21 protein-coding genes are annotated in these 18,918 nt (G+C 73.0%); 10 read left to right on the plus strand and 11 right to left on the minus strand.

Annotated features, from left to right (window positions below; translation table 11 throughout):
• Window positions 1-33: 33 nt before the first annotated feature.
• Together mmuM and ACFW22_RS25175 are read right to left on the minus strand one after the other, a co-directional pair.
• Window positions 34-957 (minus strand): homocysteine S-methyltransferase, encoded by a 924-nt coding sequence (gene mmuM, locus ACFW22_RS25170; protein ID WP_386408590.1) that lies wholly within the window; start codon window positions 955-957, stop codon window positions 34-36.
• A 13-nt stretch (window positions 958-970) separates the two neighbouring features.
• Complete coding sequence (locus ACFW22_RS25175) at window positions 971-1,894, minus strand: LLM class F420-dependent oxidoreductase (protein WP_386408592.1); 924 nt, start codon at window positions 1,892-1,894, stop codon at window positions 971-973.
• A 247-nt stretch (window positions 1,895-2,141) separates the two neighbouring features.
• Here ACFW22_RS25175 and ACFW22_RS25180 point away from each other — a divergent pair, with 247 nt between their 5' ends.
• A complete protein-coding gene (locus ACFW22_RS25180; protein ID WP_386408594.1) occupies window positions 2,142-2,381 on the plus strand; it encodes a hypothetical protein in 240 nt (79 codons plus the stop codon).
• Window positions 2,382-2,575: 194 nt separating this feature from the next.
• On the opposite strand, the gene ACFW22_RS25185 is transcribed toward ACFW22_RS25180, so the two are convergent.
• The 6 genes from ACFW22_RS25185 to ACFW22_RS25210 form a co-directional block, all read right to left on the minus strand.
• Window positions 2,576-3,070: a DUF6099 family protein gene (locus tag ACFW22_RS25185; RefSeq protein WP_386408596.1), complete on the minus strand. Its 495-nt coding sequence runs from the start codon at window positions 3,068-3,070 to the stop codon at window positions 2,576-2,578.
• Window positions 3,071-3,196: 126 nt separating this feature from the next.
• Entirely contained in the window at window positions 3,197-3,577 is a 381-nt protein-coding gene (locus ACFW22_RS25190; protein ID WP_386408598.1) for a nucleotide pyrophosphohydrolase, read from the minus strand.
• Window positions 3,574-4,809, minus strand: a complete 1,236-nt coding sequence (locus ACFW22_RS25195; protein WP_386408630.1) for an ATP-binding protein — start codon at window positions 4,807-4,809, stop codon at window positions 3,574-3,576. Before ACFW22_RS25195 ends, ACFW22_RS25190 begins: the two co-directional genes overlap by 4 nt.
• A 301-nt stretch (window positions 4,810-5,110) precedes the next feature.
• Complete coding sequence (locus ACFW22_RS25200) at window positions 5,111-5,536, minus strand: cell division protein SepF (RefSeq protein ID WP_384877352.1); 426 nt, start codon at window positions 5,534-5,536, stop codon at window positions 5,111-5,113.
• 115 nt (window positions 5,537-5,651) lie between these two features.
• Window positions 5,652-6,134, minus strand: coding sequence for a PaaI family thioesterase (locus ACFW22_RS25205; RefSeq protein ID WP_386408600.1), 483 nt, complete (start codon window positions 6,132-6,134; stop codon window positions 5,652-5,654).
• On the minus strand, window positions 6,131-7,360 hold the full coding sequence (locus ACFW22_RS25210) for a PLP-dependent aminotransferase family protein (protein WP_386408602.1): 1,230 nt from the start codon (window positions 7,358-7,360) through the stop codon (window positions 6,131-6,133). The genes ACFW22_RS25205 and ACFW22_RS25210 overlap by 4 nt, the downstream gene beginning before the upstream one ends.
• Before the next feature lie 649 nt (window positions 7,361-8,009).
• Between ACFW22_RS25210 and ACFW22_RS25215 the strand changes: the two genes are divergently transcribed.
• The 9 genes from ACFW22_RS25215 to ACFW22_RS25255 all read left to right on the plus strand — a co-directional run bounded on the left by ACFW22_RS25215 (window position 8,010) and on the right by ACFW22_RS25255 (window position 16,773).
• Complete coding sequence (locus tag ACFW22_RS25215; RefSeq protein ID WP_386408604.1) at window positions 8,010-8,729, plus strand: Phenylacetic acid catabolic protein; 720 nt, start codon at window positions 8,010-8,012, stop codon at window positions 8,727-8,729.
• A 69-nt stretch (window positions 8,730-8,798) separates the two neighbouring features.
• The gene (locus tag ACFW22_RS25220) at window positions 8,799-9,911 is read left to right on the plus strand and encodes a radical SAM protein (RefSeq protein WP_386408606.1); all 1,113 of its coding nucleotides are present in this window, start codon (window positions 8,799-8,801) and stop codon (window positions 9,909-9,911) included.
• A gap of 82 nt (window positions 9,912-9,993) precedes the next feature.
• The gene (locus ACFW22_RS25225; protein ID WP_386408608.1) at window positions 9,994-10,248 is read left to right on the plus strand and encodes an acyl carrier protein; all 255 of its coding nucleotides are present in this window, start codon (window positions 9,994-9,996) and stop codon (window positions 10,246-10,248) included.
• Complete coding sequence (locus ACFW22_RS25230; protein ID WP_386408610.1) at window positions 10,241-11,485, plus strand: beta-ketoacyl-[acyl-carrier-protein] synthase family protein; 1,245 nt, start codon at window positions 10,241-10,243, stop codon at window positions 11,483-11,485. The genes ACFW22_RS25225 and ACFW22_RS25230 overlap by 8 nt, the downstream gene beginning before the upstream one ends.
• The gene (fabI, locus tag ACFW22_RS25235; protein ID WP_386408612.1) at window positions 11,485-12,378 is read left to right on the plus strand and encodes an enoyl-ACP reductase FabI; all 894 of its coding nucleotides are present in this window, start codon (window positions 11,485-11,487) and stop codon (window positions 12,376-12,378) included. The genes ACFW22_RS25230 and fabI overlap by 1 nt, the downstream gene beginning before the upstream one ends.
• The gene (locus tag ACFW22_RS25240; protein ID WP_386408614.1) at window positions 12,375-13,358 is read left to right on the plus strand and encodes a beta-ketoacyl-ACP synthase 3; all 984 of its coding nucleotides are present in this window, start codon (window positions 12,375-12,377) and stop codon (window positions 13,356-13,358) included. Before fabI ends, ACFW22_RS25240 begins: the two co-directional genes overlap by 4 nt.
• Window positions 13,359-13,445: 87 nt before the next feature.
• Window positions 13,446-14,390: an alpha/beta fold hydrolase gene (locus ACFW22_RS25245; protein ID WP_386408616.1), complete on the plus strand. Its 945-nt coding sequence runs from the start codon at window positions 13,446-13,448 to the stop codon at window positions 14,388-14,390.
• Window positions 14,387-15,268 (plus strand): 4'-phosphopantetheinyl transferase, encoded by an 882-nt coding sequence (locus ACFW22_RS25250; RefSeq protein WP_386408618.1) that lies wholly within the window; start codon window positions 14,387-14,389, stop codon window positions 15,266-15,268. The genes ACFW22_RS25245 and ACFW22_RS25250 overlap by 4 nt, the downstream gene beginning before the upstream one ends.
• The gene (locus ACFW22_RS25255; RefSeq protein ID WP_386408620.1) at window positions 15,268-16,773 is read left to right on the plus strand and encodes a long-chain fatty acid--CoA ligase; all 1,506 of its coding nucleotides are present in this window, start codon (window positions 15,268-15,270) and stop codon (window positions 16,771-16,773) included. Before ACFW22_RS25250 ends, ACFW22_RS25255 begins: the two co-directional genes overlap by 1 nt.
• Before the next feature lie 16 nt (window positions 16,774-16,789).
• Here ACFW22_RS25255 and ACFW22_RS25260 read toward each other — a convergent pair whose 3' ends face one another.
• From ACFW22_RS25260 to ACFW22_RS25270, 3 genes are all read right to left on the minus strand, one after another.
• Window positions 16,790-17,470, minus strand: a complete 681-nt coding sequence (locus ACFW22_RS25260) for a GntR family transcriptional regulator (protein ID WP_386408622.1) — start codon at window positions 17,468-17,470, stop codon at window positions 16,790-16,792.
• A 105-nt stretch (window positions 17,471-17,575) separates the two neighbouring features.
• Window positions 17,576-18,580 (minus strand): proline racemase family protein, encoded by a 1,005-nt coding sequence (locus ACFW22_RS25265; protein ID WP_386408624.1) that lies wholly within the window; start codon window positions 18,578-18,580, stop codon window positions 17,576-17,578.
• A 44-nt stretch (window positions 18,581-18,624) separates the two neighbouring features.
• Window positions 18,625-18,918, minus strand: a 294-nt coding sequence (locus ACFW22_RS25270; protein WP_386408626.1) for a dihydrodipicolinate synthase family protein, incomplete at its 5' end; no start/stop codon positions are given.

Below are 18,918 nucleotides of genomic sequence, written 5' to 3' on the forward strand. Positions count from 1 at the left end.
GCATTTTCACGTGGCCGGAAGCCCACGTCCCGTTCAATCGGCGCGGGCACCACCGCCCCTGCCCAGCACGGTGGCGAGGGCGCTGATCGTCGGCGGGCCGACGCGGCAGCAGCCTCCGAGGAGTCGGGCGCCGGAGCCGACCCACCCGATGGCCAGGGAAGGGGCGAAGGCGGTCTCCCCGCGCCAGTGGCGCTCCCGGGCGTCCCAGCGCTCGCCGCTGTTGGGATAGGCCACGCCCGGTTTCCCGGTCACGGCCACGGCGAGCTCCACGGCGGCCTCCACGTCCGCCGGGCCGCAGCAGTTCACCCCGACGGCCACGACCTGTTCGTTCCCCGCCGCGACCGCGAAGGCCTCCGCCAGGTCCTGCCCGGCCCGGGTCCGCCCGTCGGCAACCGTGTAGGAGAGCCACACGGGCACCCCGCACCCCTCGACGGCCCTCAGCAACGCCTCCGCCTCGTCCACGTCGGGGACGGTCTCCAGGGCGAGGACGTCGGGCTCCGCCGCGACCAGGGCCTCGATCCGGGGCCGGTGGAACTTCTCCAGCGCCCCCACGGACAGCCCGTACCTCCCCCGGTACTCGCTGCCGTCCGCGAGCATCGCCCCGTACGGCCCCACGGACGCGGCGACCCACACGTCCTCCGCCGTGCCCCGGGCAGCCGCCCGGGCCAGTTCCACGCTCCTGGCCAGCAGGCGTGACGCCCGCTCCCGGCCCGCTCCGCGCCGGGCGAACCCCTCGAACGTGGCCTGGTAGCTGGAAGTGATCAAGACCCGGGCACCGGCCCGCAGGTACGCCGTGTGGGCCGCCTCGATGTGCTCGGGGCCGTCGCTGAGCAGCCGCGCGGACCAGAGCCCGTCGGAGAGGTCACAGCCCTGCGCCTCCAGTTGGTTGGACAGCCCTCCGTCGAGGACGAGCGTCCCCGCGCCCAGGGCTTCCGCGAGCGTGCGGACCGGCTTCATCGGACTCGCCCCCTCAATCCAACTGTGACCGGACCCGGGCGGAGATCAGCTCCAGGTGGTCCAGGTCCTCCAGGTCCAAGACCTGGAGGTAGGCCCGGGAGGAACCGATCGCCGCGTACCTCCCGAGCTTGTCGACGACCTCGGCGGGCGAGCCCGCGAGCCCGTTCGCCTTGAGCTCCGCGACGTCCCGGCCGATGGCCGCGGCACGACGGGCCACCTCGGCGTCGTCCTTGCCGACGCAGACGACCAGGGCGTTGGAGTACACCAGGTCGTCGGGCGCCCGACCGTGGGCTGCGGCTGCGGCCCGGACCCGCCCGAACTGCCGCTCGCTGTCCTCGATGGAGGCGAACGGGATGTTGAACTCGTCCGCGTACCGTGCGGCGAGCCGTGGGGTGCGACTCGCGCCGTGTCCACCGATCAGCACCGGGACCCTCGACTGTGCCGGCTTCGGCAGCGCGGGCGAGTTCGTGAGCTGGTAGTACGCCCCCTCATAGCTGAAGTGCTTTCCGACCTCGGTCCCCCACAGACCGGTGACGATCTCCAACTGCTCTTCGAGACGGCCGAACTTCTCCTTCGGGAAGGGGATGCCGTAGGCCTTGTGCTCCTCTTCGAACCACCCCGCCCCCAGCCCCAGTTCGATACGGCCTCCGGACATCTGATCCACCTGGGCGACCTGGATGGCGAGGACTCCCGGCAGTCGGAAGGTCCCGGCGGTCATCAGGGTGCCGAGTCGGATCCTCTTGGTTTCCCTGGCCAGACCCGCCAGGGTGATCCAGGCGTCGGTCGGTCCGGGCAGACCGTCGGCGGCCCCCATGCTGAGGTAGTGGTCAGAGCGGAAGAAGGCGTCGAATCCGAGCTCCTCGGTGGCCCGGGCCACCGAGAGGAGGGTGTCGTAGTCCGCCCCCTGCTGGGGTTCGGTGAAAATGCGAAGATCCATGCCTCCATCCTGCACCGTCGGGTGCGTGTCAACCCCACCGTCAGCCCCTCGGCCGCCCCGGCTCGGTCGGGTGAATATCCGACCCCTTGGCGGGCCCCGTTCGCCCTGGCCAGTGACCGGGGCCCGGCACCCGTCGTTGGCTCGGACGGAGCCGGACCGCCCGGCCCGCGTGCCGGCGGCCGCTGCCGGTGCGTCGCTCTCTCACGACCCCGTCCTCGGCGGCGGGGCCCGGGCCGAGGAGGCCGCCATGTCCCAGGAAGCCGTGCCGGAGCAGGCCGTACCCGAACAACCGGTGTCGCAGTCCGTGCCCGAGCAGCAGGGCACGGGTGCCCCCAAGGGGCTGCTCCAGCAGATGGAGGAACTGATGGCGGCGCTCTCCGCCGACCTCTCCCAGCTGGACGCCGACCTCCAGTCCACCTCCGAGCGGCACACCGGCCCGCTCCAGAACGACCCCGGGCACCAGCACCTCGGCGACGAGCAGCGCTGATCCGCCGCTGCCGTCGCCTCGGCACCCGCCCCCAGAGGCGTGCGTCCACCCCGGACGGCACCACCCCCGAGCCCACGGGCCCGGACGACGTGGGGGCGAGGCCGGTACGCCCGGGCGGCCCGCGCACGCGCCGTACGACCGGAAGTGGCGCCGGCACAAGCTCCTGCCTCCGATCGGCGCCAGCCGGAAGAGGGCTACCACGATGCGCCCCGGCCCCGCCCCGGGCCTGCTCTCCCCCGGGCGGGGTCGGGCGGACGGGCCCGCTCCCCGTCCCGCACGGCGAGGCGCCGCAGCATCCCCCGCACCCGGTCGCTCGACTCGTCGGCGGCATCGATCGCCTCGATGCACTGCCAATAGAGCGCCTCCTCGTCGGTGGCACAGGCCACCCCCACGAGCGCGATCCCCACCTCTCCCAAGAGGTCCCCCAACGCGGCCAACGTCTGCCAGGGGTCGGCCACTTCGGTCAGTCGGGCCGCACGCGGCCCGTCGGCCCCCCAGACCGGGTACTCGCCGACCTCGCTGAGACCCCGCGCCTCGCCGCGCAGCTCCAGCGGCCCGCAGAGCGCGAGACGACTCCCTATGGCCTGGGCGAGGGCCTGGGCCTGCCAGGCCTCCGCCACGATGTCCTGCGCGGTCCCGCTCTCTGCCAGCGCCCGCCGGCCGAGCGCGATGAGTCGCTCCGCATCCATCAACACCGCCCCCGTTCATACGACTTACTTCCCACTGACTCCACTACCCAGAGTGAGGCGATCTGAGCCCCAACACCAGGGGAATTCGGAAATCTGTGGACAGGAAGCCGAACGGGGAAAAGTCGATCACTCCGAAGAGTGACGATCTTCGCCCGCTCCCCCCTCCTCGCCCCCTCCGCCCGGCCCCCGGATCGGAAACCTGACCTCGTTCCGGTCGATCTTGGCCGCCAGCGCCACCAGCGGATCGACCCCGAGCACCTGGCAGAACTGGAGCAGATAGGCGAGCACGTCCGCGACCTCGTCGGCGACCCGGTGCGCCGACTCGGGTTCCTCCATCACCCGCTCCGCCTGCTCGGGCGTCAACCACTGGAAGATCTCCAGGAGTTCGGAGGCCTCCACACTGAGGGCCGCCGCCAGGTTCTTGGGCGTGTGGTGGGGCTGCCACCCCCGGGCCGCCGCGAAGTCGACCAGTCTGCGCTGCAGTGCCGATACGTCGTTGTCCGTCATCCGCACAGGTCTACCACCGTCACGCCGGGCGTCAGCCGCGCCTGCCCCGCCGCCCGTTCCCCGACCGTGCCCGCCAGCCGGATGTGACCGTCGGCCGCGATGTCCGCCGCGAGCCGCAGCAGTTCCCCCGTCTGCCGGCCGTCGAGCTCCCGGTCGAGGCCGTCGGTGAGCACCGTCAGGCCCTGCATGGCGTCCGGCACTTCGGCGATCCGGTCCATTTCGAGGACGCCGGGACCGGTGAGCAGGGTCAGCGCGAGCGCCAGATAGCGCAGCTCGCCGTTGCCGAGGCGACCCAGCGGGGTCGCGGGTCGATCGCCGCGTTCGAGGACCGCCCGGACCGTGCCGTCCGGGAGTTGCCGTACGCCGAGGCCGGTGACGGGCCCCGCACAGCCCGCTCCGGCGACGGTGGCGAGGCGCTGGTGGCGGCGGGGGCAGTCCGTGTGGGTGCGGTGCAGGACCTCGGCGAGGTTGCCGCAGCCGCGCCGCAGCCGCCCTTCCCCGGGCGGCACCGGGGCCCGCATCCCTTCGGGCCTGGGGTCGCAGGCGAAGGCGGACCGCAGTCCGATGACCATCTGCTCCGCGGCGGCCAGGACTTCCCGTTGCCCCTGCGTCTTGCCCGCGACCCTCAGCGGTAGGAGCGCCGTGCCGAGCAGGTCGTCGGGGAACGGGGCGCGGGTGACGGGAACGGCTCCCGCGGTGTGCCACTCGGCCTGGACGGTGTTGCGGCCGGGGTCGCGGAGCGCGGTGGCGAACAGGGTGCGCCCCCTGCGGGTGAGCCGCTCACCGACGATCCTCAGGTGCGGCTCGGCCTGCACGGCGAGGTCCAGGTGCACGGGCCCTTCGGGTCCGTCGACCGTGCATCCGATGCGGAAGCCGCGCCTGCCCTGGGCATCGGGCCTGGCGCGTTCGGGGATGCAGTCGGCGGCGCGGGGGAACGCCGCGTCGAGCGGATCGCCGGCACCGAGCCGGGCCAGGGCCTCGTACGCCCGGAGGGTGGTGGACTTGCCGCTGCCGCTGGGGCCGGTGAAGAGCGTGACCGGTCCGAGCGGGTGCACGGCCGTGCCCTGTCCGGCGAAGGCGGAGAGCCGCAGCTCGGTGACGGCCGGCCGGGGGACGGGGCTCCCGTCCCGTTCCTCCGACGGGAGCGGGGCCCGCGCCGCGGGGACGGAGGCGTGGGGTCCGTCGGTGACGACTCCGGACGCGTCGGTGCCACCCGTGCGGGCTCCGGGCACGCGCGGTCCGACCGTGCGGCCCCCGGAGGGACCGGGGCCGTCGGCACGGGACCCGGTCTCCCCGGTTCCGGAAGCCGGAACCCGGTGCGCCCGGGGCTCCGGCGTCCGCGTCGCGGCGCCCCCGGTGCACCCCGCGGGGTTCCGTTCGGCAGGGGCGGGGGAAGGCGGCACGGCCGAGGGGGGGACGGCGTCGGAGGGACGTTCGTCCGGCGGGTGGGCGAGCGCGGAGCCACTGGTGAGGTCCATGCCCGGACCGTATGCGGAGCCCTCCCTGGCGAACCGTTACGGCGAAGCGGCCTTCCTACGATCGGGGGACGCCGGCCGTACGGCCGTCCAGGACGTCCTCCTCGCCCTCCGCGCCCTCGACCTCCGTGCCTGCCGGGGCCAGCAGGAAGACGTTCCGGTCCACGCGGTGCATGCCGCTGCCGAGGCCGAAGACGACGCCGCTGCTGAAGTCGAGGATCCGCTTGGCGACGTCGGTGTCCGCGCTCGTCAGGTCCAGGAGCACCGGGATCTGGGCGATGAGGTACTCGGCGACCTCACGGGCGTCGGCGAAGACCTGCACGCGGAGCACGACCATGCGGCGCTGCTCGGCGGATTCGTACTGCTCGGGGATCGTGCGGTGGTCGACCCTGGACGGCCATTCGTCACGGCCGCGCAGGGGCAGTACCTGGGCGAGGCCCTCCCATTGTTCGTCGGTGACGTCGTACCTCTCGTACCTACTCATGGCCCCATCCTCCCGCTCCTCACTCGTTCGGCCCAACAACGACACGGGGCGATGGTGCGGATGCCGGGGCGGGACACGAGCGGGGCACCCGCCGGCACACGGGGCGGGGCGGGGGTCAGCCGGTTCTCCGGACCGCGTCCGGTGGCGGGACGGAGTACGTGACGGTGGCCGAGGCGGCCAGATCGCCCGCTCCGTCGCTCAGTTCGGCGAGGACCACGCAGAGGCGCCGGCCGAACTTGGCCATGCGGGCGTGGACGCGGAGCAGACCGGGGCGGGGGCGGTTGAGGTAGCTGATCTGGAGGGAGGTGGTCAGGGCCATCGGGGTGGACCGGCCCAGCCGCGCATTGATCAGGAGGAAGGCGGCGAGGTCGACGAGCCCGGCCTGCTCGGGGCCCGAGATCGTGCCGCCGGGCCGGGTGCGGAGTCCGGCCCCGTCCGCCTCCATGAGGAGCCGACTTCCGTTCGCCTCGGTGACCCGGCAGACCGCGTAGTCCGGGAACTGCCGTTGGACGAGCGCGTTCAGCTCGTCCGGTGACAGGGCGTCGACGGTCGCGGAGGCCGTCTGCGGGTCGCGCACCGGGAGCTCGGTGTCCCTCATCGGACGAAGCTCTTCGCGAGCCGTTGGAGGCCTTCCTTGATCTCGTCGGCCGAGTGCGTCGTGAACGACAGCCGCATCGCTCCCGGGTCGGGCTCCCCGCAGAAGAACGGCGCCCCCGGCACGTACGCCACCTCGTGGCCGACGGCGATCGGCAGGAGGGCGGTCGCGTCGTACCCCTCGGGCAGGGTCACCCAGATGAACATGCCGCCCTCCGGGCTGTTCCACCGGCTGCCTTCGGGCAGCGCGGCCGGCAGGCCTTCGAGCATCGCGTCCCTGCGTTCCCGATAGGCGCTGCGCATCACCGCGACGTGCGCATCGAGGTCGCTGTCCTGCAGATAACGCGCGGCAGCGGCCTGGTCGATGGTCGAGGTGTGCAGGTCCGCGGCCTGCTTGGCGATCACGCAGGCGCGGCGCAGCCCGGCGGGGGCGCGCAGGAAGCCGAGTCGGAGCCCGGGGGCCATCACCTTGGAGAAGGAGCCGAGCAGGACGGTGCGGTCGGCCGCTGCGGGGTGGGACGCGATCCAGGGGACGCGCTCGCCGTCGTAACGCAGCTCGCCGTACGGGTCGTCCTCGACGATCCAGAACCCGTGGCGTGCGGCTGCCGCCGCGACGGCGGCGCGGCGCTCGTCGGGGAGGGTCCGTCCCGTGGGGTTCTGGAAGGTGGGCACCAGGTAGAGGAGGGTGGCCCGCTCGCGGGAGGCGATCTCCTCCAGGGCCTCCGGGAGGATGCCCTGGTCGTCCGTGGGCACCGGGACGACCCGGGCACCGGCGAACCCGAAGCTCTGCAGGGCCGCGAGGTAGCAGGGGTCCTCGACGAGGACCACGCCGCCCGGTTCGACGAGGGCGGTGGTGAGCAGCGTCAGGGCTTGCTGCGAGCCGGTGGTGACGAGGAGGTCATCGGCTTCCGTGGGCAGTCCGCGTGCGGTGAGCCGGGCGGCGACGGCGGTGCGCAACCCGGGGTCGCCCTCGGTCGTCGAGTACTGGAGCGCCTGCCGTGGCGCGTCCTTCAGGACCTGCTCGTACGCCGCCCTGATCCCGTCGACGTCGAAGAGTTCGGGGGCCGGGAGCCCTCCGGCGAACGAGATCACCTCGGGCCTCGCCGTGAGCGCCAGGATCTCCCGCACGGGCGACGAACCGACGTTGGCCAGGCGGGAGGCCGTGGCCGGCGCGGGCACGGAAGGGGTGGAGGGAGTGGCGTTCGCGGGCACGGAGGCAGCAGGAAGCATGGCGTCAGCATATAGAGATTCAGGAGCGTGTCCAGATCGTTCGATTCCCGCCGCAGATGGCCGAGTTAACTTCCTTTCACGGTGCATCGCACGGCTCTTCACCGTTCTGATCCGGCCACACTGCGGTCCGTGGGAATCCAGCCGTGCACGGCCCATTCGGAGGATTCCCCTCCCCTCCCCGCTCTCGCTGGTCGGTACCGGGAAAGGAGGCCGGGCGTTCCCTTGCCGTCGTGTCCGACGCGCCGTGGGCCGTTTGTCGCACGGTTCCGTCCGCGCCGTGGATGCCTCTGGGAAATCGGCCATTCCGATCGTGGGACTCATTGATGGACGGCCGTGCCGTGGATAGCGTTCGAACCGTTCCACCGACCGAAGTGCACCGCGATGCCCTCCGCGATGTGCGAGGTCTTCCGCTTCACGGACCCTTCGGGTGCTACGACCTTCGGGTTGCGGGCCTTTCGGGTCACGAGCCTTTCAGGCCAAAAACCTTTCGGGGCTCGGGCCGGTCGAGACGCGCGCCCCTCGGGACTCGGGCCGGTCGAGACAGGAGTCCATCGGGGCGGGGCTGGCATTTCGGTTCACGGGTCTGGGCTTTCGAGTCGCAGTCCGGTTTTCCGGGTCGTAGTCGAGCGAGCGAGGCGAGTGGGTCACCATGGCATCTTCCGTTCCCGTCGACGAGGCAGTCGTCGTCCGCACCCCCGAGGAATTCCTCGCCATGCCCGAGGACTACCGCGAGATCGCGGTCCGGGGAATGATCGTGAATACCGAAGGCGAACTCTCGGGCGCCGATGACTACATCCAGGTGTTCCTGCCGCTCGCGCCGAACGCGGAAGAGCGGCAGGTCTGTGCCGAGCGCGCCGTCGAGGAGTACGACCACTACAAGATCGGCAAGCGGATCCTGGCCGACATAGGCGTGGACACCGGCTACATGGAGCAGCAGCGGCTCGCCGACCGTGACCTGTTCGCCGGCCACGAGTTCCACACCTGCACCACCTGGGCGGAGCGCGGGATCTTCTCGTACATCGGCGAGGAGACCGCCATGGTGATGATCTCCGAGTTCGCGCAGAGCAGTTACAAGCCGTGGGCCGAGGCGGTGCGCACGATCGTCCTCGACGAGAAGGTCCACATCGCGCACGGCGCACGGGTCTGTCGGAACCTCGCCCGCACCGAGGAAGGCCGCGAGGCGCTCCAGCAGGGCCTCGACCGCTTGTGGCCGGGGTTCGTCCGCATCTTCGGAAGCGCACGGTCGGAACGCTCGAAGCTCGCCGTCCGCTTCGGGCTCCGGCAGACCACCAACGGCGAGGCCCGCGACGTCTGGCGGGCGAAGGTCACCCCGCGGATCGAGAACCTCGGTCTGAAGGTCCCCGAGTAGCCCGGCACGGGGAGACCCGAGACAGCGAGAGAACACCGCCCGCAGCCCGACCGAGGAGTTCCCACCGCCATGGCCACCCCCCTGACCCTCACCCCCCGTCCGCTCGGTCGCCGCGAGGCGAAGGAGCGCACCGCGGCCCTCCTGGCCGAACGTCCCGACCTCGCCGAGCGGCTGCACCGGCTGCGCCGGCTCGGACGGGAGGTGCGCTCCTGCGAGGTCCACCTCACCAACAACTGCAACATCCGCTGCAAGGGCTGCTGGTACTTCGAGGGCGGCTTCGACACGGCCGTGCGGGAACTGTCGGACCTGGACCGGATCCGGGCCTTCGCCCGCCGGCTGCGGGACGAGGGCGTCAACCAGGCGACCCTGATCGGCGGTGAGCCGACCCTGGTGCTGCGTCGGGTGGAGGCGTTCGTCGAGGAACTGCCCTACATCACCATCTCGACCAACGGCCTGCGACCGATGCCCGTGCAGGGCTTCGAGCAGATCGCGGTGGCCGTCAGCATCTTCGGCGGGGGGCCGCTCGACGACGACCTGCGCGCGATCCGGGTGAACGGCTCGAAGTTCACCGGCCTGTTCGACACGGCGCTCTCCCACTACCGGGACGATCCGCGGGTCCTGTTCATCTTCGCGCTCTCCGAGGCCGGACTGCCGTACCTCGAACCGACCGTGCGCAAGATCGCCGAGAACGGCAACATCGTCACCTTCAACTTCTACAGCGAGCACGGGACCGACCGTCCGATCCGGATCGAGAACGAGCGACGCGTCCTGGAGGAGGCCCTGCGGGTCAAGGAGGCTTTTCCGGAGGCCGTGGTCAGCCACCCGTACTTCATCCGCAGCCTCGTCACCGGCACTTCCCACTGGGGGGCGCGCTTCGGGTACGAGGTCTGCCCGAGCCTCAGCGTCGACCACCCCGCCCACGAGGAGCGGGTCGCCAACGGCAACCCGGTGATCCCCGGCTTCGCCGCCTGGGGAGCGGACTACGAGTCGCTGCAGTTCTGCTGCACCTCCGGGGAGTGCGACGGCTGCCGCGACAGCCAGGCCGTCTACAGCTGGCTGGTGGTCAGTGCTTCCCGCTTCCTGGACAGCGCCGCGCGCCTGGAGGAATGGGTGGACATCGCGGAGAGCTACTGGCGCCAGTGGCACTGGTCCCCGTACCACGCCTCGAAGCTCACCGTCTGACCCGAGCCTCCGGGCGGCGGCACCTGCCGGTCGCCGTCCGTTTCCCGCCCCATCCGGCCGTACGACACCGCACGGGAGAGTCATGTCCGAGACACTGGACCGCACCGCCATCGAGCAGTTCATCACCGAGGCACTCGTGGAGCTGGGCGTCGACGCCGCCGACGTCCTGCCGGGGGCAGCGCTCGACGACCTGGAGATCGACTCGCTGGACATGGTGGAGCTCGCACAGTCCGTCAAGCGCGAGCTCGGCGTGCCGGTCCGCACGAAGGACTTCGACGGCATCGAAACCGTCGGCCAGATCCTCGAACTCTGCTGCGAGAAGGCCGGAGTTGAGTGACCCGGGACGGGGCGGGGCGATCGTCGTCACCGGTTTCGGTGCGGTCACTCCGCTCGGTGTGGGGGCCCGTCTGCTGCACGAACGGGGCGTGGCCGGGGACGCGTCGGCCGCCGGGAACCATCCGTCCGTGCGGCCGGCGGACTTCACCGCCACCGACCACCTGCCGCGGAACCTGGTGCGCCGCACCGACCGGTTCACCCAACTGGCGCTGGTGGCGGCCGAGGAGGCCCTCGTCCAGGCCGGGAAGCGGGGGACCGAACGGGCCCCCTGGCCGGCCGACCGGGTCGCCTGCGTCATCGGCTGCGGCCTCGGGGGCACGGCGTCCTTCGAAGCACAGCGGGAGGTGTACGAGCGGGAGGGGGCCGGGTTCGTGTCTCCGCTGATGGTCCCGCAGATGATGGCGAACGCGGCAGCCGCCCACCTCTCCATGCGGCACGGCTTCCGGGGCGAGAGCCTGTGCGTGGCATCGGCCTGCAGCAGCGGAGCCCAGGCCGTGGGCGCGGGGATGCGGTTGCTGGCTTCCGGAGCGGCCGACGCCGTCGTCGCGGGCGGCGCGGAGGCGTCCTCGTCGGAGCTGGTGGCCGCCGCCTTCGGGAACGCCGGCGCCCTGTCACCGAGCGGAACCCCCCGTCCCTTCGACGCGGACCGGGACGGCTTCGTCATCGGTGAGGGCGCCGGGGTCCTCGTCCTGGAGACGGCCGCGGGTGCCGCCCGGCGCGGGGCCGAGGTCCTCGGCATCGTGCGGGGGTACGGGGCGACCTCGGACGCCCACCACGTCACCGCGCCCGACCCCTCCGGCGGGCCTGCGGGCCGGGCCGTGGCGCTGGCGCTGCGGGAGGCCGGAGCGGCACCCGGGGAGCTGGCGTACGTGAACGCGCACGGCACCGGCACCGCGCTCAACGACCGTTGGGAGTGCGAGGCCCTGCGCGGCGTCCTGGGGCCCGCGGCCCTCGCCGAACTGCCCCTCTCTTCCAGCAAGGGCGCCCTCGGGCACCTCTTCGGGGCGGCCGGCGCGGTCGAGGCCATCGTCACGCTGCAGGCGCTGCGGCACCGAGTGGCGCCCCCGACGGCGGGGCTGCGCCGGCCGGACCCGGCGCTCGGGCGCCTCGACCTGGTCCGCACGGCGCGCAAGCTCACTCCCGGCGCGGGGGAGGACACGTTCCTCGGGCTCTCCACCTCCTTCGGCTTCGGCGGACACAACGCGGCCCTGGTGCTGGCCGTGGAAGGACGGTCCTGATGCACGCCTCCCGCGATCCCCACGGCGTTCCCGACCTGCTCGGCTTCTCGGGGCGCCGCTACCTGGTGACCGGCGTCCTGAACGACGACTCGATCGCCTGGCACACCGCCCGCGCGCTTCAGGAGGCGGGCGCGGAAGTGCTGTTGACGGGCTTCGGACGGACCCGACGGATCACGGAAGCCGCGGCCTCCGGGCTCCCCTATCCGGTCGACGTCCTCGAACTGGACGTGACGCGCCCCGAGGACCTGAACGCGCTCACGAAGGAGCTGGAGCGCCGCTGGGGCGCGGTCGACGGCGTCCTGCACGCGATCGCCGCCGCTCCGCGCTCAGCGCTCAGCGGCAACTTCCTCACCACCCCCGACGAGAGCATGACGCTCGCCCTGCGCACGGCGGCGTTCTCGCTGCACTCCCTGACCACCGCACTGGCTCCGCTGCTGCGCGAGGGCGGAGCCGGGGGCGCGGCCCGGGGCAGCGTCGTCGGGCTGGACTTCGATGCGTCGGGCGCCTGGCCCGGGTACGACTGGATGGGGGTCGGCAAGGCCACGCTGGGCGCGGTCTGCCGCTATCTCGCCCTCTACCTGGGGCGTTCCGGCATCCGGATCAACCTCGTGGCCGCGGGCCCGGTGGAGACCGTGGCCGGACGCGCCATCAGCAGCTTCGACCGGATCGCCGACCGCTGGGAGCAGGAGGCGCCGCTCGGTTGGAGTCGCGCCGACCCGGCCCGGCTCGTCGGCCCGGTCCTGTTCCTGCTCTCCGACCTGGCGGCCACCGTCACCGGGGAGATCGTCCATGCGGATGGCGGGATGCACGCCGTCCGCATGGGGGTGAACGCCTTGGGCGAGCTCCCGGGGACCGACGCCCCGCCCCGCGTCGGCAAGGAGGGCCCCTCATGACCGCGACGATCGTCGGCATCGGTTCGGCGCTTCCCGAACGTGCCGTCCCCAACAGTCACTTCGCCGCGATCGGCTCCTCCGACGCATGGATCGTCAAGCGAACCGGCATCCGACAGCGCCACTTCCTTCCGGAGGACGGGCACCTCGCCGATCTGGCACTGGCCGCGGCGCGGACCGCCCTCGCCCGATCGGGACGGACGGCGCAGGAGGTCGGGCACGTCGTCGTGGCGACCACGACGCCCGACCGGACCACGCCCGGGCTCGCCGTGGAGGTGGCCGCCCGGCTCGGCGCGGACCGGGCGGCTGCCTTCGACCTGCACGCGGCCTGTGCCGGATTCGTGTACGCCCTCGACCACGCCGTGGCGCTGATCGAGTCGGGGCGGGCCGGCACCGTCCTGGTCTGCGGGGCCGAAGCGCTGACCAGGATCACCGACCACGAGGACCGGTCGACGGCGGTGCTGCTCGGCGACGGCGCCGGAGCGGTGGTCCTCGCGGACGTGGGGGCGGCCACGGAGGGCGCTCCCGAGCCCGCCTTCCGGCTCGGCTCGGACGGGAACCTGATCCCGCTGCTCTACGCCGACCGGTACGACCGGAAGCTCCGCATGGACGGCCCGGAGATCTTCGTCCAGGCCGTGGAGCGGATGAGCGAGGCGACCCGGGACGTCCTCGCCCGGCGGGAACTGACCGCCGCCGACGTCGACCTGTTCGTGGCCCACCAGGCGAACGCACGGATCGTGCGGGCCGTGGGAAAGGAGCTCGGCGTCCCGCCGGAACGGCTCTACCTCAACGTCGAACGGGTCGCCAACACCTCCTCGGCTTCCATTCCCCTCGCCCTCCACCAGGCCTGGCGGGAAGGTCGGCTCGGCCCGACGGGCCTGCTCGGCGTGGCGGCCTTCGGTGCGGGCGTCACCTGGGGGGCCGGCGTGATCGGCTGGCGCCTGGAGGACCCCGGGGCGGCGACCGGCGAGCGCACGGGATGACGCGGGCACCGCGGCGCGGACGGAACGGAGCACGGTGAGGACTTCACGGGGCGGTCACGGGGCGCCGCGGGACGGGAGGGGGAGGACATGACGACGAGGACGCCTCCCTTCCCCGTGCTCGCCGAGCTCAGTGCTCCGGACGGTGCCGCGCTCGTCGTCCGGGCCCTGGCCCGTCCCGAGCGCACCGCACCGGTCGTGGTCGTCCTCCCCGCGATGGGCACGGCGGCCCGCCACTACACCCCGTTGGTGCGGGCGCTGCACCGGCGGGGTGCGACCGTGGTGACGACCGACCTGCGGGGGCACGGGGAGAGCACCCCGGTACCGGTGCGCGGGGTCCGCTTCGGCTACCGCGAGCTCGTCGAGGACGACTTCGGCGCGGTGCTCGACGCCGTCGAACGGGCCTTCCCCGACGCGCCGAAACTGCTGCTGGGACACAGCCTCGGCGGCCAGCTCGGCCTGGTGCACTGCGGCCTCCGGCAACCGCGCCTCGCCGGCATCGTGCTGGTCGCGAGCGGCTCGGCCTGGTGGCGCGCGCTCGGAGCGGAGTCGGACCGCCGACCGGGGCTGCGCTGGCTCGGGCGCAGCCTGCTGTGCGTGGCCGGCGCGGAGCTGCTCGGTTACTGGCCGGGGAACCGGTTCGGCTTCGGCGGGCGCGAGTCCGTGGGCCTGATGCGGGACTGGGCCCGACAGATGCGGACCGGCCGGTACCGGGCCCGGGGCGCCGCCGCCGACTACGAGGCCGCCTTGCGGAACGTCGATCTGCCCGTGCTCGCCGTCGACGTCGAGGGCGACGCCCTGGCACCGCCGCGGGCCGTGGACCATCTGTGCGGGAAGCTTCCGTCGGCCCGTATCGAGCGCTGGCGCTACCGGTCGGCGGATGCCGGCGGTCGGAAACTCGACCACTTCCGCTGGATCCGGCACAACGCGGGCCTGGTGGAGCGGATCGCGAGCTGGGCCCGCTTCCCGGCGGCCGGGGCCGAGACCTCCGGGCACGGGGGTCGCGACGGCGCGGCGTCGGGCGCCCGGGCGTGAGCGTGCGGGGCGGCAAGGCGCCGCTGCTCGACGCGGTGCTGGCCGGGCGGGCGTGCTGTGCGGAGGAAACCGGCGACGCGGAGTCGGCGGACCTGTTCCCCGAGGAGGAAGCCCTGGTGGCGCGTGCCGTGCCCGCCAGACGCCGCGAATTCGCGACGGCCCGGCTCTGTGCCCGTCGCGCCCTCGCCGCCCTGGGGGCGCCACCGGCGCCGCTCCTGCGAGGGCGACGCGGAGCACCGGCGTGGCCCGTCGGCGTGATCGGCAGCATCACGCACTGCATGGGCTTCCGGGGCGCGGCGGTGGCGCCGGCCGACCGCGTGCTCGCGCTCGGCATCGACGCAGAACCGCACGCGCCCCTGCCCCGGGGCGTCCTCGGGGCGGTGGCGTTCGGGCCGGAGCGGGCACGGCTGCGGGTGCTCGCCGCACGGCGGGCGGACATCTGCTGGGACCGCCTGTTGTTCAGCGCCAAGGAGTCCGTCTACAAGGCCTGGAGCGGGTACGGCGGGGCCTGGCTCGGCTTCGAGGACGCCGACACCTCATGGCGGCTCGACGAGGCGGCGGAGGGCCCGCGTGGCGACGCCCCCGTGCGCGGGGAGGAGCAAGGGCTCGGAGGTCACGGTCACCTCCCGGTCCCCCGCGCACCGGCGCGCGCGGGGGACGGGGCCGGCGCACGCGGGGGACGGTCCGGGGGCGCTGCCGGCCGGTTCCGGGCCAGGATCCTGGTGCCGCCTCCCCCGGTCCGGCCGGACGGCCCCCCGTTCCCGCAGGTCCTGCACGGCCGGTGGCTCGTCCGCGACGGGCTGCTGCTGACCGCGGTCACCGTGCCGCGCACCCCACTGCCGCGCCCGACCCCAACCGCCCCGAAGGAGCCCCTCTGATGAGCGTCGACGACGGTACCGTCCCCGCACTGCTGGCCCGGAGCGCAGCGGTGCACCCCGACCGGACCGCGGTCCGGCTCGGAGCCGACGCACTGACGTACGGTGCGCTCGACGCACTGGCCTGGCGGGCCGCCGCACTGCTCCGGACGCACGGGGTCGGTTCCGGTGACCGGGTCGCCCTCTCGCTGCCCAACGACCCGCTGTTCGCCGTGCTGTACTACGGCATCCTGCGCGCGGGCGGGATCGTGGTCCCGCTCAATCCACTGCTGCGCGCGGGCGAGGTGCGGCACTGTCTGGCGGACGCCGGGGCGGCGCTGCTCCTCGGTTGGCACCGGGACGGTGCGGAGGCGGCCGAGGGAGCACGGCTGGCGGACACCCCCTACCTGGCGGTCGAACCGGCGGCGTTCACCGCGCTCCTGGGGGACCGGCCCCCCGTGCCCGTGGACGCGGCCCGTGCCCCCGGGGACACCGCGGTCGTGCTCTACACCTCCGGGACCACCGGGGCCCCGAAGGGTGCGGAACTCACGCACCGGAACGTCCGCCGCAACGTCGACGAGGGGGTGCGGGTCCTGGGGCTCGGTCCGGAGGACGTGGTCTTCGGCGGGCTGCCGCTCTTCCACTCCTTCGGACAGGTGATGGGGCTCGGCTGCACGGTGTCCGAGGGGGGTTGTCTGACCCTCGTGGCCCGCTTCGATCCGGCGGGTGCCCTGGACGTCATCGCCCGGGACCGGGTGACGGTCTTCCTCGGCGTCCCCACCATGTACGCGCTGCTGCTGGGGCAGCCGGACCGGGCCCGGCACGACGTCTCTTCGCTGCGGGTCTGCCTGTGCGGTGGTTCCCCCCTTCCGGTGGCGGTGCTGGCGGGCTTCGAGTCGGACTTCGGCTGCGCCGTGCTGGAGGGGTACGGGCTGTCCGAGTCGTCCCCGTTGGCCTGTGTGAACCGGATCGACCGACCGCGTTCCCCCGGCACGATCGGGGTGCCGATCGAGGGCGTGGAGATGCGCGTGGTCGACCGTGCCGGCAAGGAGGTCCCGGACGGCGAGGTCGGCGAGATCGTGATCCGCGGCCACAACGTGATGAAGGGGTACTGGCGGCGCCCCGAGGCGACCGCGGCGACGGTGCGGGACGGCTGGCTGCACACCGGTGACCTCGGCACCCGGGACGCGGTCGGCGACTTCCGGGTGGTCGACCGGGTGAAGGACGTGGTGATCCGCGGCGGGTTCAACGTGTACCCGCGGGAGGTGGAGGAGGTCCTCCACCTCCACCCGGACGTGACGGAGGCCGCGGTGCTCGGGGTTCCCCACCCGGTGCACGGGCAGGAGATCGCCGCCGCAGTGGTCCTGCGGCCCGGCAGCGGGCTCTCCCCGGCCGAGCTGCGGACCCACGTGCGGGAGCGGATCGCCCCCTACAAGTACCCGCGGCGGATCTGGTTCGTGGACGCGCTGCCGAAGGGACCGACGGGGAAGGTCCTCAAGCGGTCGATCGTCCCGCCGGAGGGGGCGTAGGCCCCGTGCCGGTGGATCAGTTCGGACCGCCCTCGTCGGTGTCGGCCCACAGGGAGCGGACGTGGCCGAGGTGGCGGAGCATGCACGCCTCGGCCCCGGGAGCGTCCCCGGCGATCATCAGGTCGAGGAGCTCGACGTGCTCTTCGGCCGAGGAGACCAGCTTGCCCGCCTCGTCGAGGCCGGTCAGACCGTAGAGACGGGAGCGCTTGCGCAGTTCGCCGACGGTCTCGACGAGCCGCTCGTTCCCGGAGAGGGCGAGCAGCGCGAGGTGGAAGCGGCGGTCCGCCTCCAGATAACCGATGAGGTCGTGCTCGCGGGCGCGCGAGACGATCTCCTCGGCCACCGGACGCAGCTCCTCCAGCTGCGCCCGGGTGGCCCTGCGGGTGACCCGACCGATGGTGGGGACCTCGATGAGCGTGCGCAGCTCGGTGTACTGGTCGAGGTCCCGCTCGCTGACTTCGGTGATCCGGAAGCCCTTGTTGCGCACGGGCTCGACCAGGCCCTCCCGGGCCAGGTCGAGCATGGCCTCGCGGACCGGGGTCGCGGAGACCCCGAGGTCGCTCGCGAGCCCGGGGGCCGAGTAGACGTGGCCGGGGCGCAGTTCGCCCGCGATCAGGGCCGCGCGGAGGGCGTGGCCGACCTGGTCGCGGAGCCGTTCCTGCGCTCTGACGAGACCGTACTGTTTCAGGTCACCCATCGTGCGTCCTCCGAGAAGTCACGGAGGAGCATCGTACAATGTCACGTTTCTCCGACCGTCGGGGGCGTCGCGGGAGTCGTGGCCGCAGGGCGGTCCGGGGCCGCCTCAGAGCAGGAAGCCGGCGGGGAACGGGTCGTGGGGGTCCAGGAAGTACTGGGCCGTACCGGTGATCCAGGCGCGCCCCGTGACGGTCGGCACGACGGCCGGCAGCCCGCCCACCTCCGTCTCGCCGATGATCCGTCCGGTGAACTCGGTCCCGATGAAGGACTCGTTGACGAAGTCGGCGTGCGGGGCCAGGAGTCCCCGGGCGTGCAGCTGGGCCATCCGGGCGCTGGTGCCGGTACCGCACGGGGACCGGTCGAACCAGCCGGGGTGGATGGCCATCGCGTGCCGCGAGCGGACGGCGTCGGAGCCGGGCGCGGTCAGATAGACGTGCTTCACCCCGGCGAAGGCCGGGTTCTCGGGGTGGACCGGCCGGTCCGGACCCTCGTTCACGGCGTCCATGACGGCGAGCCCGGCCGCGAGCAGTTCGTCCTTGTGCGCGCGGTCGAAGGGCAGTCCCAGCGAGTCGAGGTCGACGAAGGCGTAGAAGTTGCCGCCGTACGCCAGGTCGTAGGTGACCGTCCCGAATCCGGGGACGTCGACTTTGAGGTCGAGCCCGACCGAGAAGGCGGGCACGTTGGTGAGGGTCACGGAACAGGCCCGTCCGTCCTCGACCCGGACGTCGACGCTGACGAGCCCCGCCGGGGTGTCGAGGCGGACGGTGGTGACCGGTTCGACGACCGGCACCATGCCGGTTTCGACGAGGACGGTGGCGACTCCGATGGTGCCGTGGCCGCACATCGGCAGCAGGCCGGACACCTCGATGTAGAGCACCCCGTAGTCGGCGTCGGGGCGAGTGGGCGGCTGGAGGATCGCGCCGCTCATCGCCGCGTGGCCGCGCGGCTCGTACATGAGCAGGGTGCGGACGTGGTCGAGGTGCTCGGCGAAGTGGAGCCGCTTCTCGGCCATCGTGGCGCCGGGGATGACCCCGACGCCGCCGGTGATGACCCGGGTGGGCATGCCTTCGGTGTGGGAGTCCACGGCGTGGTAGACGTGGCGGGTGCGCATGGGGTCACCTTCGGGAGGACGGGCGGACGGGCGGACGGTTTCGGTTACGCGTGGCCCTCGGCGAGGACCTTCTCCGTGGCGGCGCGCACGACGGCCTCCGCTGCGGGCGGCAGCGGGAGGCGGGGCGGCCGGGAGGCTCCGCCGGGGTGGCCGGCGATGTCCATGGAGAGCTTGATCGCCTGGACGAACTCGGTCTTGGAGTCCCAGCGCAGGAGCGGGTGGAGCGACCGGTAGAGGGGGAGCGCGGTGCCCAGGTCTCCCTCGACCGCAGCGCGGTAGAGCGCCGCGCAGCTGGTGGGGAAGGCGTTGGGGTAGCCGGCGATCCAGCCGACGGCTCC

Origin of the sequence: Streptomyces sp. NPDC058872, from assembly GCF_042743065.1 — a bacterium.
In the GTDB taxonomy this organism is placed as follows: domain Bacteria; phylum Actinomycetota; class Actinomycetes; order Streptomycetales; family Streptomycetaceae; genus Streptomyces.

Bases quoted from the DNA above. Each gene is read 5' to 3' on its own strand.
- mmuM (WP_386408590.1), bottom strand. From the start codon at position 957: ATGAAGCCGGTCCGCACGCTCGCGGAAGCCCTGGGCGCGGGGACGCTC.
- ACFW22_RS25175 (WP_386408592.1), bottom strand. From the start codon at position 1,894: ATGGATCTTCGCATTTTCACCGAACCCCAGCAGGGGGCGGACTACGAC.
- ACFW22_RS25180 (WP_386408594.1), top strand. From the start codon at position 2,142: ATGTCCCAGGAAGCCGTGCCGGAGCAGGCCGTACCCGAACAACCGGTG.
- ACFW22_RS25185 (WP_386408596.1), bottom strand. From the start codon at position 3,070: ATGGATGCGGAGCGACTCATCGCGCTCGGCCGGCGGGCGCTGGCAGAG.
- ACFW22_RS25190 (WP_386408598.1), bottom strand. From the start codon at position 3,577: ATGACGGACAACGACGTATCGGCACTGCAGCGCAGACTGGTCGACTTC.
- ACFW22_RS25200 (WP_384877352.1), bottom strand. From the start codon at position 5,536: ATGAGTAGGTACGAGAGGTACGACGTCACCGACGAACAATGGGAGGGC.
- ACFW22_RS25205 (WP_386408600.1), bottom strand. From the start codon at position 6,134: ATGAGGGACACCGAGCTCCCGGTGCGCGACCCGCAGACGGCCTCCGCG.
- ACFW22_RS25210 (WP_386408602.1), bottom strand. From the start codon at position 7,360: ATGCTTCCTGCTGCCTCCGTGCCCGCGAACGCCACTCCCTCCACCCCT.
- ACFW22_RS25215 (WP_386408604.1), top strand. From the start codon at position 8,010: ATGGCATCTTCCGTTCCCGTCGACGAGGCAGTCGTCGTCCGCACCCCC.
- ACFW22_RS25220 (WP_386408606.1), top strand. From the start codon at position 8,799: ATGGCCACCCCCCTGACCCTCACCCCCCGTCCGCTCGGTCGCCGCGAG.
- ACFW22_RS25225 (WP_386408608.1), top strand. From the start codon at position 9,994: ATGTCCGAGACACTGGACCGCACCGCCATCGAGCAGTTCATCACCGAG.
- fabI (WP_386408612.1), top strand. From the start codon at position 11,485: ATGCACGCCTCCCGCGATCCCCACGGCGTTCCCGACCTGCTCGGCTTC.
- ACFW22_RS25240 (WP_386408614.1), top strand. From the start codon at position 12,375: ATGACCGCGACGATCGTCGGCATCGGTTCGGCGCTTCCCGAACGTGCC.
- ACFW22_RS25245 (WP_386408616.1), top strand. From the start codon at position 13,446: ATGACGACGAGGACGCCTCCCTTCCCCGTGCTCGCCGAGCTCAGTGCT.
- ACFW22_RS25255 (WP_386408620.1), top strand. From the start codon at position 15,268: ATGAGCGTCGACGACGGTACCGTCCCCGCACTGCTGGCCCGGAGCGCA.
- ACFW22_RS25260 (WP_386408622.1), bottom strand. From the start codon at position 17,470: ATGGGTGACCTGAAACAGTACGGTCTCGTCAGAGCGCAGGAACGGCTC.
- ACFW22_RS25265 (WP_386408624.1), bottom strand. From the start codon at position 18,580: ATGCGCACCCGCCACGTCTACCACGCCGTGGACTCCCACACCGAAGGC.